Here is a 13419-nt window from a genome sequence, read left to right as displayed (position 1 = left end):
TTCACTCGGCCATCTTCTCTTCGGCCCGTTCCCAGAGCCAGCCGAACCGGTCGATGCGCCACAGCTGGGCCACGACGACCACCGTCGCGCCGTACAGGGTCGGCCAGAAGTCGAGCGCGATCAGGCCCCACGTGATGAGCCCGAAACCGGCGAGGCCGAGCACGACCAGGACACGCAGCACCGCGCGATGGTCCGGCGGCACCATGGATTTGTCGTGTGCCCAGACTCGTTCGCCGTAGATGCCGCGCGCGGCCCAGCTGCGTGGTTCGACCGGCGGGAACGCCGAGGGGTTGAGGAACAGCCACACGACGACCGCCGCGATCGGCACGAGACACCACCAGCCGATCCAGGTCCGGCTCCAGATCGCGAGCAGCATCAGCGGGATCGCGGCGAAGCGGGTCCATACGCTCCAAGGGTTCGCGTGGCGGCGCCAGGCTTCGTCGTCCATGCGGAAGGTCTTCGTCACCGCGTCGGTGAGTTCCATGGTGTTTTCCTTGTCAGGTCAGGTTTTCGAGGAGGTCGACAGCGGCGGCCACGCCGTTCTCCGCGCTGATTTCCCGGCCGAGTCGTTCGGCCCGTTCGCGCATACCGGCGTCACCGGTGGCTTGCCGCAGCGCCGCGGTGAGCCGGTCAGCCGTGAGGTGCTGCTGGCGTATCGGGGGCGGCGCGACGCCGACGGCGTGCATGCGGTTCGCCCAGTGCGGCTGGTCGGCGACGAACGGGCACACCACTTGCGGTATGCCCGCGGCCAGTGCGGCTCCGGTCGTGCCGCCGCCTCCGTGATGTACGACCGCGCTCATGCGCGGGAACAGCCAGTCGTGCGGCGCGTGGTCGAGCACGTACAGGTCGCCGGTTCCGGCGTCCGCGGCCATGCCGCCCCAGCCGGTGGCGAGCACCGCACGCACCCCGGCCTGCCGGACGGCTTCCTCGACCACCGCGCGGGTGCGGCGTGAGTCCCTGCCGGCCATGCTGCCGAATCCGATGTAGACCGGAGCGGGGCCCGCGTGGAGGAAGTCCCGCAACGCCGCAGGCGGTTCCCACGCTGACGCGGCGGCGGGATACCAGAAACCGGTGGTGTGCACAGAATCCGGCCAGTCCGAGGCCGCGAGGGTGACCTCACGGCTGAATGCCTGCAGGACCAGTCGGTCACGGCCTTCCGCGTCGTGCAAGATGTCGTGGCTCCCCCTGCGGCGCGGCAGCCCGAGTTCGGTCGTGCGCCAGGTAGAGGTGATCCCGGTGAAAGCGCGCAAGATCGCAGCCACCGCGAGATACGTGGCGCGGTTCACCATGCTCGGCAGACGGGGCAAGGGAATCATCGGGCACGGGAACTCGCCGGTGGGGATCCAGCCGGGTTGCAGCGCGACGACCACCGCGGGAACGCCGAGCATCTCGGCCGCGTGGTGGGCGGGCACCCCCGTCGTGTGCACGACGACATCCGCGCGAGAGGCCTTCGCGGCCACACCGACGTGGTGCAGGACCTCCGCCATCATCGGTTTGACCCGCTGGGCCGTCCGTAGGGCGGTGATCTTGCCCCGGATGCCCCGGTAACCGCCCTCGATGGCCTCCTTCACCACCGGGTCGTCCATCAGCCGGTTCGCGCCCTCACCGAGCGGGGCGAACTCGATGTCGTACTCCCCCGCGGCATCGGCGAACGAGTCCGGCGCGGCCAGCACCGCCTCGTGCCCGCGATCGCGGAGGGCGACAGCGAGAGCCAGCATCGGCTGGACGTCACCACGGGTGCCGTGGGTGACCAGCAGCGCCCTCACTTCGACCGCTCCTGGTCGTTGATGGCGGTGTAGGCGGTCAGCCAGCGGTCATCGGCGAACAGGCCATTGGTCAAGATCTCCAGCCCAGCCCTGGCACCCCGGACCGCGGTCACGGTCTCCGCGGCGTCCCCGCCGAGCAACCGACCGACGTGGTCACCGAGCACGAGCGGTGCCAGCAGCCAGGACACATAGACGACCGCGCGCGCCCGGGAGTCGTCCGACGGGTGCACCCAGCCGTCCCGCTCGCCGTCGGCGAGCCACCCTTCGGTGCGGTCCACGATCTCGGTGAACAGGGCGGACGCCCCGCTCGACCCGTCCAGAAACGCCCGGGCCAGATAACGCCGCACCGGCGTGGCCGCCTGCAGCACTTCCGCCAGCGCATCGTCGCCTGCCTCGCCTCCGCCCCGGATCGAGTCGAGCACATGCTCGTCACAGGCCTGCCGCAGCCCGTCCTTTGAACCGAAGTGGTGCAGCACCAAGCCCGGAGACACCCCGGCGTCCGCCGCGACCGCGCGCACCGAAGTTCCGGCGATGCCGTCGACGCCGAACCTGGCCAGCGCGGCATCGCGGATACGAGCCCGCGCCGTCAGATCAGAGACTGAACTCATGTTCAGAGTATTGAACACTTGTTCAGTTCCGTCAAGGCGAGGCCGCTTGACGAGCAGTCAGTCCGACGAGAGCACGAGTTCCAGCAGCCGGGATGCCGTGATCACACCGATCATCGTGCCGTCACGCAAGACCGCGGCCAGCGGGCAGCGCAGCCGAGCCATCGTCGCGGCGACTTCCACGATGTTGTCGTCATGCTCGACAACAGCCAGTTCAGAAGACCGAGCGGAAAGGACGTCGCGGACTGTCTTGCTAGCCAGCTTGTCCGCGGCCCGGTCGGCCATCGATTCCGAGAGCACCGCGGCCAGCGTGGGCGCCTCCTGGACGTAGGCGGGCACCAGAAATTTCACCACGTCCGACGCGGACAAGACCGCGTAGGGCCGTCCATCGACCGTGATGACGACGAGCCCGGGTAGCCGATTTTCGGCAAGAAGCCGAGCCGCCTGCAGCGCGAGCGAATCGAGGCGCACTACCGGGAACTTCTCGGCCATGACGGCGGCGTGCATCTCCGCAGAGTACGGCAAATCGGTCATTTCAACCATGCCGCGGACGATCGAGCGTCGGTTAGGCCGTCGGCGTGAGGATCTCGACCGCAAGCCTTCTTTACTGGACCTTTACACTCTTTTAGGGCATCTTTACGCCCAGGAGTGCCGGGAAGTCTGGTCGGCGGCTTGGCCCACCGAGGGCCGGGTCAAACGCATGCCGACGAGCGGGGACCGATGCTCCAGCGTTTCGCCAGAGAACTCCTTGCCGGGCTGACCGTGGCCATCGTGGCGCTGCCACTGGCGATCGCCTTCGGCATCACCGCGACCGGCACCTCCGAAGGAGCCCTCGTCGGCCTATACGGCGCGATCTTCGCCGGATTCTTCGCCGCGGTCTTCGGAGGAACACCGGCGCAGGTGACCGGTCCGACCGGCCCGATCACCGTGGTCGCCACCGGTGTCATCGCGGCGCACGGACTCGAAGGCGCGTTTCTCGCGTTCATCATGGCCGGCGCGCTTCAGATCCTGTTCGGCGTCTGCCGGCTCGGTTCTCTCATCCGCTTCATCCCGCACCCGGTGGTGTCCGGGTTCATGGGCGGGATCGCGCTGATCATCATCCTGGGCGAGCTCGACCAGGTGCAGAAGAGCTTCCTGGTGGTGGCAGCCACGATCGTGCTCATGCTCGTAGCCGCACGGGTGGTCAAGTCCATCCCGGCGAGCCTGATCGCGCTCGTGATCATCACCGCCGTTTTGTCGTTCGCGGAGCCCGTGCTGCAGAACCTTCGGATCGGGCCGGTTTCCCTCAACGGCACGGTCGAGTACATCGGCCAGATCCCCGAATCGATTCCCTCCCTCACCATCCCGGAGTTCAGCGGTTCGCTGATCCTCACCCTCGTGTTGCCCGCCCTGAGCATCGCGCTGCTGGGCTCGATCGACTCCTTGCTGACCTCGGTCGTGATGGACAACATCACGGGCCGTCGGCACCGCAGCAATCGCGAACTGGTCGGCCAGGGTCTCGGCAACATGGCCAGCGGGCTGTTCGGCGGCTTGGCCAGCGCGGGGGCGACCGTCCGGTCCGTGGTCAACGTCAGAAGCGGCGGCAGCACCGCGGTGTCGGCCGCGACCCACAGCGTCATCCTGCTGGCACTGGTGGCCGGTCTCGGCGCGGTCGTCCAGTACATCCCGCTCGCCGTGCTGTCGGGGATCTTGATCCTGACCGCGATCGGCATGTTCGACTGGGAAAGCCTCCGCAAAACCCATGTCGCACCCAGGGGCGATGTCGTCGTGATGTTCGCGACGATGATCATCACCGTCCTCGTCGATCTGACCGTGGCGGTCGCGGTCGGCGTGGCCGTGGCGCTCATCGTGCACTTCGTGCAATCGCGCCGAAGCAGGGCTTCGGTCATCTACGACGAGACCGGTACCTACCACATCGAGGGCCCTCTGTCGTTCCTCTCCATAGACCGCGTCTTGACCAGACTGCGCGACGACGAGCCGAAACTGTCGCTCAGCCTGCAGCACGTGAGCTACATGGACATGTCCGGAGCCAAGGGACTGCTGACCTTCATCGACCACTCCCACAGATCCGACGTGGAACTCGACTTCAAAGACCTGCCGCCGCACGTCGAGCACAAATTGACCGCGCTCGCGAACGACGAACAGCGCGGCAAACTCACCGCCGTCATCAGGAACGCGCCCAGTGCCGCGAACCGGCCGAACGATGGGAAGTCATGACCGCGATCGACGTACTGCTCAAACGCAATGACGAACTCGGCGACGCGGTGCCAGGCGATCGGCGTTCGCCCCGGCCTTCCCTGCAGGTGACCATCCTGACCTGCATGGACGCACGCGTGCGGGTGTTCGAGATCTTCGGTCTCATCCAGGGCGAATCGCATGTGCTGCGCAACGCCGGCGGAGTAGTCACCGACGACGTGATCCGCTCGCTCGCGCTGAGCCAGCGGAAGCTGGGCACCCGCGAGGTCCTGATCGTGCAGCACACCGACTGCGGGTTGTCGCTGGTGACCGAAGACGACTTCAAAGACGAATTGGAAGCCGACACCGGACTGCGACCGACTTGGGCGGTCGAGGCGTTCCGCGAAGTCTCCGACAGCGTCCGCCGCTCGATGCAACGCGTGAAGCGGTCAGATTTTCTCCTGCACACCGACAATGTTCGTGGCTTCGTCTACGACGTGAAGACCGGAGCACTAACCGAGATCAGCTGATCATCGTGGGGCGAGCGCCAGCTCCAGGAGGCGGGACGCGGAGATCACGCCGAGCAGCGTCTTGTCCTGCATCACCGCGACCAGTGGACAGTGCAGCCTCGCCATGATCGCGGCGACCTCGATGATCGTGTCGTCGGAGTTCACCCGAGGCAGCTCGGCGGGCTCCTCCGGAAGCAACGACCGCACCTTGCGGCCGCCCAATTTGTCGGCGACACGATCGGCCATCGACTCGTTGAGGACACCGGCGAGCGACGGGTCGTCCTGCACATAGGTCGGCACCAGGAAACGGACCACCTCTGAAGCGGGCAGGACCGACTGAGGGCAGCCACTCCGGTCGGTCACGACGATGCCGGGCAGGCGGTGCTCCGCGAGAAGCCGCGCCGCGTCGAGCGCGTCGGAATCCATGTCCACGACCGGGAATTCCTCGGCCATCTCGCTGGCTTGCATAGCGCAAGACTACGACCGTCCGGGCAGGTGTGCCCGGGTCATCCGTCGTTACTGTTCGATTCTTTACGGCCCGACGAGACTCCGGTGTGATTCGGCGATTCTCCGCGTCTCTGCCGCAGGTGCATGAGGCGGAGCGCGGCCATCAGGACGACGAACACGGCGATCAACGCGAGTGGACCGAGCAGTCCGGACATAAGCTCTCCATCTCACATCACTGTGATCACCGGCACAATCCAGAGTACAGGACGGCACCATCACCGAATCCACTGGACGGAGTCGCGATTGTCCGGGTTGCCTCTGCTTCTCGTTTACGGCATCTTGACGCGTGGAGCGCCGGGAAGTCTGGTCGGCATACCCCGTCCCTGACCGGGTCGGGGCGGTCGGCACGGACAGGAATCGGTGAGAGTACAAGTGATCTGGCAGTGTCTTCGGCCGGTATTCGCCGTTGATTCCGTTCACGAGGACGTGGCATGAGCGCCGCCGTCGCGATCATCGTGTTCGTGGTGGCGTACTTGTTCATCGCCACCGAGAAGATCCCGAAGATGGTCACCGCACTCGTCGGCGCGGGCATCGTGCTCGGCCTCGGCGTGCTCGACTCCGAGGACGCGTTCTACTCCCACGACACAGGTGTGGACTGGGACGTCATCTTCCTGCTGCTCGGCATGATGATCATCGTCGGAGTCCTCCGGAAGACCGGCGTCTTCGAGTTCACCGCGATCTGGGCCGCCAAACGCGCCAAGGGCTCGCCACTGCGGATCATGCTTCTGCTGGTGCTCATCACCGCGGTCGCGTCGGCGTTCCTGGACAACGTCACCACGGTGCTCCTGATGGCCCCGGTGACCCTCCTGGTCTGCGATCGGCTCGACATCAAGCCGGTGCCCTTCCTGATCGCCGAAGTCATGGCCTCGAACATCGGCGGCGCCGCGACCTTGATCGGCGACCCGCCCAATATCATCATCGGCAGCCGAGCCGGCCTGACGTTCAACGACTTCCTCGTCAACATGGCACCGATCGTGGCCATCGAACTGGTCGTCTTCTGCCTGGTCCTGCCGAGGCTCTTCCGCGGTTCCTTCACCGTCGACCCGGAACGGGTCGCCGATGTCATGGCCCTCAACGAACGCGAAGCCATTCACGACAAGAAGCTCCTCGTCAAATGCGGCGTCGTGCTCCTGGCCGTTTTCACCGCGTTCATCGGCCACTCGATCTTCCACATCGAACCGTCGGTCGTCGCCCTGCTCGGCGCCGGAGCCCTCGTGCTCCTGTCCCAAGCCAAGCCGAAGGACTACCTCGCCAGCGTCGAATGGGAAACACTGCTGTTCTTCGCCGGCCTGTTCATCATGATCGGCGCCTTGGTGAAAACCGGCGTCATCGGCGACCTGGCGAAACTCGCCGCCGACGCGACCGGCGGCAACGCGCTCCTGGCCGTCATGCTCGTCCTCGGCGTCTCCGCGCTTCTGTCAGGCGTCGTCGACAACATCCCCTACGTAGCGACGATGAGCCCGCTGGTCCTCGACCTCACCAACAGCATCGCCGATCCCACCCATTCCGAAGCCCTCTGGTGGTCGCTGGCCCTCGGCGCCGACTTCGGCGGCAACGCCACCGCGATCGGCGCGAGCGCGAACGTCGTCGTCCTCGGGATCGCCGCCCGCGCCGGGAGTCCCATCTCCTTCTGGGAATTCACCAAGAAGGGCGCTCTCGTCACACTGATCACCGTGCTCGTCGCGGCGCCCTATCTGTGGCTGCGGTACTTCGTCTTCGCCTGAATCCGCTCACTCGAGTCGCTCCAACCTACGGGCCAGCCAGTCGAGCAAGCGCGCGTCATCCTGAGCGCCGAAGGAGGCCGGCGGCGGAGGTCCTCACTGGCGAACGACCGCGGAGCCCGACCACCCGGCGGCGCCCGATGGGTCGACCTCGCAGATCCTGGCGACCTGGTAGCGATGCCGCCGTTCGGGGTGTCCCGGCGATTCACGGACGTCGACGAGCGCAGCATCGCCCAGGCCTTCGACTTCCACCTCGTATCGAACTAGCGGTCCTGCACCCGCTTGACTTCGACATTGACGGAGCATTTCCGGCGCCGAATATGACAACCAGGTTCTGACGGAGTGCCACGATCGACCGGTTCACCGGATCACCCGGCGCTCACGCGTTCATACCTTCTGTCGTCGCGGCAACCGGTGCTTCTATGCCAAACCGTTGTCACGACAGAAGGTCGCCGGTTTCTCCGAGCGAATCCACCGCACGGCTGTCCGCCTCACGTGCCGCGATCTCGTGCCTTCGGGCAGCCGCTTCGTCTCCTGCGGTTCGAGCCGAAAACGCCGCCGCGCGTTCGTGATGTGCCTCGGCGCGACGGACAGCCGCGAAGGAGCGATCGATCAAGATCCTCCATTGTGGAGACTCGCGCGGATGGATTTTCGCTCCGGTGCGGGCTTCGGCGGCGTTGGCGAGTTCGTGATAGGCGAATCCGTGGTGTGCGGCCACTTCGCCGAGCAAGTGCTGCGCCTTCGCGCGGCGGAACGCGTCCGGCTCACCTCCTGCCTCGATTTCCGCGGCCAAGGTTCGATGGCCGTCCGCGATGGCCCACGCCCGATCCGCGTCATCGCGCAGCCGTCGCACCCTCGGATGAGTTTCCGTTCTGGGGGTGACTTCGGCGCGCGTTGTGAAAACGTCGGCGGTCATGGGCTTGGTCCTCCCGTGTTTCGGTGAGCGTGATTCCACCCTGGCATGAACCGGACCCCCTGAAACTGACGAGTGCCTTACGATCGGAGGCTGTTAGCCTGGCCGGTGGAAGGAGATACCGACTGTGTCCACCCGTGTTCTTCTGGTCGAGGACGACGTGATGATCAGCGAGGCCTTGAGCCTCGCGCTGGCCGACGAAGGCTTCGACGTCGAGTGCGCTGAAACCGGCGAAGACGGGCTCGAACTACTCGCGGACAGCCGATTCGACGTCATTCTGCTCGACCTCATGCTGCCAGGCATCGACGGCCTCACCGTGTGCCGGTCGGTGCGCGATCAAGGCCCCCTGCCGATCATCGTGATCACCGCCCGCGCGGACACCCAGGACGTGATCGCGGGCCTCGAAGCCGGCGCGGACGACTACGTCACCAAACCGCTGGTGGCCGGTGAACTCGCGGCCCGGATCCGCGCGCTGCTCCGCCGCACCGCACCCCCTCCCCCGACCCGGATCACCGTGGGCGGCCTGGAAATCCGGCCCGATGAGGAAAGCGTGCACCGGGACGGGAACCAGGTGCATCTGACCCGCACCGAGTTCCGCCTCCTCGCCGAACTGGCCAGTGCCGTGGGAAAGGTAGTCACCAGAGAGCAATTGCTGCAGCGCGTGTGGGGACACGACTACTTCGGCGACACGAGGCTACTGGATGTCCACATCAGACGGTTGCGCCGCAAGGTCGAACCCGATCCCGATGATCCGAGCCTGGTGCTGACCGTACGCGGGCGTGGTTATCAAATCGCTCCGGGATCATGAGCCGGGTCGGGTTCCGGTCGGCGCTGCGGCGGCTTTCCCTGCGCTGGCGCGTGGCCGGCGCGTTCGGTCTCGGCCTGGCGCTGGTGATGAGCGTGCTCGGTGCCGCGACCTGGAACCTGACCACCGGTTACATGCTCGACCAGCGTGAACAGAGCACCTTGCGGCAGTCGGAAGTCAACGTCGACCTGGTCAACAAGGCACTGGCTGAACATTCCGACAATCTCAACGAGCTTCTGACCGGGCTCGCCAGCGGTCCGGACTCCTCGATTCTGCTGTCCCGCCCCGACGGCTGGCTTACCAGCGGACGGCAGATCGAGCCCACGGCCATCCCTGCCGCCCTGCTGAAAGGCGCGAGAGACGGTGTCGCAGCCCGGCAACGCTTCGCCGCCGACGGCATACCCGTGCTCGCCATCGCGACCCCGGTCGGCAACGGCGACAGCATCTACGTCGAGCTGTACCCGCTGCTCGAGCTGGATCGAACCTTCCGCTATCTCAGCATCCTGCTGATCACGGGCACCGTCGTGGCCGCGCTGTTCGGAATCCTGCTCGGCGCTTGGACCACCAAACGTGCCCTGCGCCCACTCTCCGCACTCCGCGGAGCCGCAGCCCGTGTGGCACGCGGAGATCTGACGACCCGGCTCCCCCACCAGAACGACCCCGATCTCGCCCCCCTCGCCACCAGTTTCAACACCACGACCGAACAACTCGAGCAACGGGTCCGCCGTGACAAGCGCTTCGCCGCGGATGTCAGCCACGAACTCCGCTCGCCTCTCACCACGATGGTCAACGTCACCGAGGTCCTGACCCGTCGCCAGGACACGATGGATCCGACCGCCCGCAAAGCCCTCGGTCTGCTCAGCTCGGAACTGCACCGCTTCCAAGGCATGGTCGTCGACCTGCTCGAAATCTCCCGCGCGGACCAGGACGACGAAGGCCCGGCTGAACTGGTGGATCTCGACGCACTGGTGCACAACGTCCTCGACAGCAGAGGCAAGTCCGATGTCCCTGTCGACGCCGCTCCCGACATCCCGCTCGTCTTCGCCGACCGCCGCCGCATCGACCGGGTCGTCACCAACCTGCTCGACAACGCCGACCGTTACGGCGGAGGCACTGTCGCCGTGACCCTTCGGCGGCGGGACGACCACGCGAGGATAGAAGTGGACGACGCCGGCAGCGGCGTCCCACCAGCCCTCCGGGAGCGCATCTTCGAACGCTTCGCCCGCGGCCTGCATTCCGGCCGCCGCGACCGCGACACCGGCAGCGGACTCGGGTTGGCCATCGTCGCCGACCACGTCCACCGGCACGGCGGCACCGTCTGGGTCGAAGACCGGCCCGGCGGCGGCGCACGCTTCATCGTCGAACTACCGGAGGCGACCGCGTGAAACTCCGTCCGATGATCCTCGCTATCACCGCCACCCTCTGCTTCGGCGGCTGCGGTGTGACCGACCAGGACGAACCCGAACCCATCACCACCCTCGCACCAAGCACCACCCCCACGGTCTCCAGCCGGACAGCTCCACCCTCACCGCCCCTGAGTCCGACGCGATCGTCAGGCAGTCGTCAGGTGCAGACTCCTGCATCTCCAACACAATGAGGAAGTCGTCGAAAGGAGGAGAGGGACATGCCCGTCCGCGATCACCATCCCGACGACATCGCCGACGAAGTCCGCCAATGGCTTGCCCGCGAATTCGCGTCCTCGATGACCGAATCGGCCGTCAGCCAGATCGTGTGCTCGGCCCACGCCGATCTCGAAGGCCAGGTCGCACCCGATGCCATGGGAGAAACGCTGCATCGGCTGGCTCGGTTCCGTGTGCTCCGCACACTTGGCGGCCGATGAGAGCGCCGGCCGACCGGCATCGTGTCCGATCAGGACTGTGTACGCCCACACATACGACATTCATGCCACGAGCAGTTCCACCGGCATCGATTCGCTTCTCGCCGATCCAGCCGGCACCATCAACGGCAGGCTGGTCACGACGACGAAAATGGCGACAGCGACCTACCGACTCATATGCTGGTGAAAGGTCAGTTTCCAGCCATCGTCCCGGCGAACGTAAACACTGCTCACCCGCGCTGAGTAAGGCACCCCATCTTTGATGGCAGCGATGCGGTAGTTGACCGTGCCGACGGCGAGACTAAGCCTTGTCGCGCTCAAACCATCGAGGTTGCACGCCTTCCACCGCACCCCGCACAAGGCGGCCAAAGCCGCCTCACGCTCCTGGATGGGCCGCTGGTCGATCAGCAACAGCACGATGCGGTCATCGAGAACCCTCTCGTAGTACGACCGTGCGGCAACGGGTTCGGCCGCGAGCGCGCACCAGGCACGTTGCTCCAGACCCGTCAGCACATCCACGGCAGCCGCTTCACACTCCGGTGCGGCCAAGATCGCGACCAGAGTTCACCGTCTGGCCACCTCACGATCCATACCTGGGCTTCGCCGATCGATCATCGCCGCGCTTTCCGAGCTGTCGCATACGCCCTCCGGCATTCGCCGGACGGCGACCAGCTTGCCGCAGAACTACGCACCTGAACCTGACAATCACCTTACGATTTCACCAGAGGCATACTCGGCAAGCCCTGTGGCGATCTTCGACATCGTGCGCTGGACCTGCCTCTCTGACGACCAGCGCCCCATGCCACGAGCTGAATACGTTCCCTGCCAACGGATCCGTGTTCCACCGCCAGGCACCTCGTGGAGGTCGATCGTCGCCTGGTGGTCGGCCATATGCGGACCCTCCAGCCCCTCGTATGCGAACCGCCGACCAGGCGTGAGGCTCGTGATCCGCTCCCGGATGACCGCCTTACCCGAGCGGAAGACACGGATGGCACCGACTCCGTCACGCCCGTCCGGGGAGAGGCCGCTCGAACTGCTGACGTCCAGTTCACCGGCGCGTGACCAGGCGGACCACATCCTCGGGTCCAGCAACAATGCCCACACGACCGCCGGTGGCGCCGCCGATTCGGCCAAGACATCGTACGACCGCACTGCAGAACCCTCCAAGAAAGGCGAATGTGACGACCCGGATCGTGCCACACGCCAGGCCCACCTGTAACTCACTTGGGCCACATCGAATCCAGCTGTCCACTATGGACCTAGAGCGAATTGTGCGTGCCCAACCGACGTAACTGGCCGGAGAATGGCGGTGCGAGGAACCTGCGATATTCCCTATAGCATTCGTTTCTCTCTGACTGCCCATAAAGCAAGCAGTGAGACCGCGGCTATTCCGGCGTCGAAACCGGGAAGAGTGTCACGGCCGAGCAGAAACGGGGCCAGGAGCAGCCAGCCCGCACTGACCGGCTGGATCGGCCACCAAACCCGCCTCGTGCCCGGCTCGGCGAGAGCAGCCGCACCGACCGCGACGAGAGCTGCACCAGCCACCAAACCGGTCAGCGGGTCGACCTCACCGACCGGATCGTCCGACGTGAACGGGGACAACAGCAGCCATAGGCCGATCAAGAACACGAGGGCGTCGGCGACGGCCAGTACTACACTGCGATTCTCGGCGATGGCCCGGACGTCGCGCGTCCAAGATTTCATCTCGTCAGCGCTCCAGTATGTCGCGGACGCTTTGCCCGGCGAACGCCGCCCAAAGCTCAGTCTGCCGGAGCCGCCGGTGAGTCCACCTGACGATAACCTTGCGATTCACAGGTCGCCCCAGGAGCCCCGTCGGTGCGGGGCAAGTGCCCGGGACCGAGACGTGCCACTCAGAGGACACCCAGCCTCGTCGGGCTTGACCCGCAGATCGGTCGCCGAGCTCGACGACCACGCGACCTGCACCGCACCCGACGTCAACGATTGCCTGCCCAGGAGCCAGAGCGAGGAGGTCGTACGTGTCGGAGCGCAACTCGGCGGCGCCAGGCAGGTTGTCGACGACGTCCAGCATCCGGATCAAGGAGCCGGTCGCGTCGTCAGGCCGGGTGGTCTCGGGCTGTGTGGTCGTGTCGTTGGACATGGCCGCCATGCTGCGACTTGATGGCGACATGAAGTCAAGCACTGCGGACTTGAGCATCGGAGAGGTCGCACAACGGTTCGGGCCGGCCACTCACGTGCTGCGGCATTGGGAGTCGTTGGGCCTACTCGCCCCCGCCAGAGCCACCGGATCAACCCGGCATCCGCGCCGAACGCACGGGCGTGAAGCGCTCCGCTGGCGTTCGTGCCCAGAGCGGCAAGGTCGGTCCTAGCGCAGTGTCCCCGTCCACATGCTGACCCTCGACAAACCTCCGTCCAAACGCTCATCTGACGGCTCAACCGCCGTTGAGGTAGCGCTTGGGCGAAGTTCCCACTGTGCGACGGAATGCCGCTAGGAAAGCACTCGGCGTCGCGTATCCCACAGCATGCGCGACACGGGACATGGGCCCTGGAGGATGCGAGCTGGGCGCGATGGGCAGTCCCGAGCCCGGTCCGCAAGAGCGAC

General features: G+C 66.0%; 17 protein-coding genes. 7 read left to right on the top strand and 10 right to left on the bottom strand.

The features are described from left to right. Position 1 precedes the first annotated feature (1 nt). Genes AC069I_RS21790 through AC069I_RS21775 form a run of 4 tightly spaced genes read right to left on the bottom strand, consistent with a single transcriptional unit; the run spans position 2 to position 2878 of the window. Positions 2-484, bottom strand: coding sequence for a DUF6653 family protein (locus AC069I_RS21790; protein ID WP_478266284.1), 483 nt, complete (start codon positions 482-484; stop codon positions 2-4). 13 nt (positions 485-497) lie between these two features. Next, the gene (locus AC069I_RS21785) at positions 498-1766 is read right to left on the bottom strand and encodes a glycosyltransferase (protein ID WP_478266283.1); all 1269 of its coding nucleotides are present in this window, start codon (positions 1764-1766) and stop codon (positions 498-500) included. Beyond that, on the bottom strand, positions 1763-2374 hold the full coding sequence (locus AC069I_RS21780; RefSeq protein ID WP_478266282.1) for a TetR/AcrR family transcriptional regulator: 612 nt from the start codon (positions 2372-2374) through the stop codon (positions 1763-1765). Before AC069I_RS21780 ends, AC069I_RS21785 begins: the two co-directional genes overlap by 4 nt. A gap of 57 nt (positions 2375-2431) precedes the next feature. Then, on the bottom strand, positions 2432-2878 hold the full coding sequence (locus AC069I_RS21775; RefSeq protein ID WP_478266370.1) for a CBS domain-containing protein: 447 nt from the start codon (positions 2876-2878) through the stop codon (positions 2432-2434). 213 nt (positions 2879-3091) lie between these two features. On the opposite strand from AC069I_RS21775, the gene AC069I_RS21770 reads away from it, so the two are divergent. Continuing rightward, entirely contained in the window at positions 3092-4588 is a 1497-nt protein-coding gene (locus AC069I_RS21770) for a SulP family inorganic anion transporter (RefSeq protein WP_478266281.1), read from the top strand. Further along, positions 4585-5076 carry a beta-class carbonic anhydrase gene (locus tag AC069I_RS21765; protein ID WP_478227390.1) on the top strand — a complete coding sequence of 164 codons (492 nt, stop codon included), beginning with the start codon at positions 4585-4587 and terminating at the stop codon, positions 5074-5076. The genes AC069I_RS21770 and AC069I_RS21765 overlap by 4 nt, the downstream gene beginning before the upstream one ends. Here AC069I_RS21765 and AC069I_RS21760 read toward each other — a convergent pair whose 3' ends face one another. Further along, complete coding sequence (locus AC069I_RS21760; protein ID WP_457952729.1) at positions 5077-5523, bottom strand: CBS domain-containing protein; 447 nt, start codon at positions 5521-5523, stop codon at positions 5077-5079. Positions 5524-5993: 470 nt separating this feature from the next. Between AC069I_RS21760 and AC069I_RS21755 the strand changes: the two genes are divergently transcribed. Next, positions 5994-7286, top strand: a complete 1293-nt coding sequence (locus tag AC069I_RS21755; protein ID WP_478266280.1) for an ArsB/NhaD family transporter — start codon at positions 5994-5996, stop codon at positions 7284-7286. Between the two features lie 93 nt (positions 7287-7379). On the opposite strand, the gene AC069I_RS21750 is transcribed toward AC069I_RS21755, so the two are convergent. Together AC069I_RS21750 and AC069I_RS21745 are read right to left on the bottom strand one after the other, a co-directional pair. After that, positions 7380-7535, bottom strand: coding sequence for a hypothetical protein (locus AC069I_RS21750; protein ID WP_478227393.1), 156 nt, complete (start codon positions 7533-7535; stop codon positions 7380-7382). Between the two features lie 184 nt (positions 7536-7719). Then, positions 7720-8076 (bottom strand): hypothetical protein, encoded by a 357-nt coding sequence (locus tag AC069I_RS21745; protein ID WP_478266279.1) that lies wholly within the window; start codon positions 8074-8076, stop codon positions 7720-7722. 247 nt (positions 8077-8323) lie between these two features. Between AC069I_RS21745 and AC069I_RS21740 the strand changes: the two genes are divergently transcribed. The 3 genes from AC069I_RS21740 (at position 8324) to AC069I_RS21730 (ending at position 10841) form a co-directional block, all read left to right on the top strand. Then, on the top strand, positions 8324-9004 hold the full coding sequence (locus AC069I_RS21740) for a response regulator (RefSeq protein ID WP_478266278.1): 681 nt from the start codon (positions 8324-8326) through the stop codon (positions 9002-9004). Continuing rightward, the gene (locus AC069I_RS21735; RefSeq protein WP_478266277.1) at positions 9001-10386 is read left to right on the top strand and encodes a sensor histidine kinase; all 1386 of its coding nucleotides are present in this window, start codon (positions 9001-9003) and stop codon (positions 10384-10386) included. The genes AC069I_RS21740 and AC069I_RS21735 overlap by 4 nt, the downstream gene beginning before the upstream one ends. Positions 10387-10625: 239 nt before the next feature. Next, positions 10626-10841 carry a hypothetical protein gene (locus tag AC069I_RS21730; RefSeq protein ID WP_478227397.1) on the top strand — a complete coding sequence of 72 codons (216 nt, stop codon included), beginning with the start codon at positions 10626-10628 and terminating at the stop codon, positions 10839-10841. Positions 10842-11003: 162 nt separating this feature from the next. Here AC069I_RS21730 and AC069I_RS21725 read toward each other — a convergent pair whose 3' ends face one another. The 3 genes from AC069I_RS21725 to AC069I_RS21715 all read right to left on the bottom strand — a co-directional run bounded on the left by AC069I_RS21725 (position 11004) and on the right by AC069I_RS21715 (position 12542). Next, positions 11004-11387, bottom strand: coding sequence for a hypothetical protein (locus tag AC069I_RS21725; protein ID WP_478266276.1), 384 nt, complete (start codon positions 11385-11387; stop codon positions 11004-11006). 156 nt (positions 11388-11543) lie between these two features. Then, positions 11544-11990, bottom strand: a complete 447-nt coding sequence (locus AC069I_RS21720; protein WP_478227399.1) for an SRPBCC family protein — start codon at positions 11988-11990, stop codon at positions 11544-11546. A gap of 180 nt (positions 11991-12170) precedes the next feature. Next, a complete protein-coding gene (locus tag AC069I_RS21715) occupies positions 12171-12542 on the bottom strand; it encodes an SPW repeat domain-containing protein (RefSeq protein WP_478227400.1) in 372 nt (123 codons plus the stop codon). 413 nt (positions 12543-12955) lie between these two features. Here AC069I_RS21715 and AC069I_RS21710 point away from each other — a divergent pair, with 413 nt between their 5' ends. After that, positions 12956-13186, top strand: a complete 231-nt coding sequence (locus tag AC069I_RS21710) for a MerR family transcriptional regulator (protein ID WP_478266369.1) — start codon at positions 12956-12958, stop codon at positions 13184-13186. Positions 13187-13419 lie beyond the last annotated feature (233 nt).

This window comes from Amycolatopsis sp. NPDC043885 (genome assembly GCF_056435685.1).
The sequence above is the reverse complement of the archived record's forward strand: the minus strand, read 5'-3'. Positions and strand labels throughout refer to the sequence as shown.

Bases quoted from the DNA above. Each gene is read 5' to 3' on its own strand.
- AC069I_RS21790 (WP_478266284.1), bottom strand. From the start codon at position 484: ATGGAACTCACCGACGCGGTGACGAAGACCTTCCGCATGGACGACGAA.
- AC069I_RS21780 (WP_478266282.1), bottom strand. From the start codon at position 2,374: ATGAGTTCAGTCTCTGATCTGACGGCGCGGGCTCGTATCCGCGATGCC.
- AC069I_RS21775 (WP_478266370.1), bottom strand. From the start codon at position 2,878: ATGCACGCCGCCGTCATGGCCGAGAAGTTCCCGGTAGTGCGCCTCGAT.
- AC069I_RS21770 (WP_478266281.1), top strand. From the start codon at position 3,092: ATGCTCCAGCGTTTCGCCAGAGAACTCCTTGCCGGGCTGACCGTGGCC.
- AC069I_RS21765 (WP_478227390.1), top strand. From the start codon at position 4,585: ATGACCGCGATCGACGTACTGCTCAAACGCAATGACGAACTCGGCGAC.
- AC069I_RS21760 (WP_457952729.1), bottom strand. From the start codon at position 5,523: ATGCAAGCCAGCGAGATGGCCGAGGAATTCCCGGTCGTGGACATGGAT.
- AC069I_RS21755 (WP_478266280.1), top strand. From the start codon at position 5,994: ATGAGCGCCGCCGTCGCGATCATCGTGTTCGTGGTGGCGTACTTGTTC.
- AC069I_RS21735 (WP_478266277.1), top strand. From the start codon at position 9,001: ATGAGCCGGGTCGGGTTCCGGTCGGCGCTGCGGCGGCTTTCCCTGCGC.
- AC069I_RS21730 (WP_478227397.1), top strand. From the start codon at position 10,626: ATGCCCGTCCGCGATCACCATCCCGACGACATCGCCGACGAAGTCCGC.
- AC069I_RS21715 (WP_478227400.1), bottom strand. From the start codon at position 12,542: ATGAAATCTTGGACGCGCGACGTCCGGGCCATCGCCGAGAATCGCAGT.
- AC069I_RS21710 (WP_478266369.1), top strand. From the start codon at position 12,956: ATGGCCGCCATGCTGCGACTTGATGGCGACATGAAGTCAAGCACTGCG.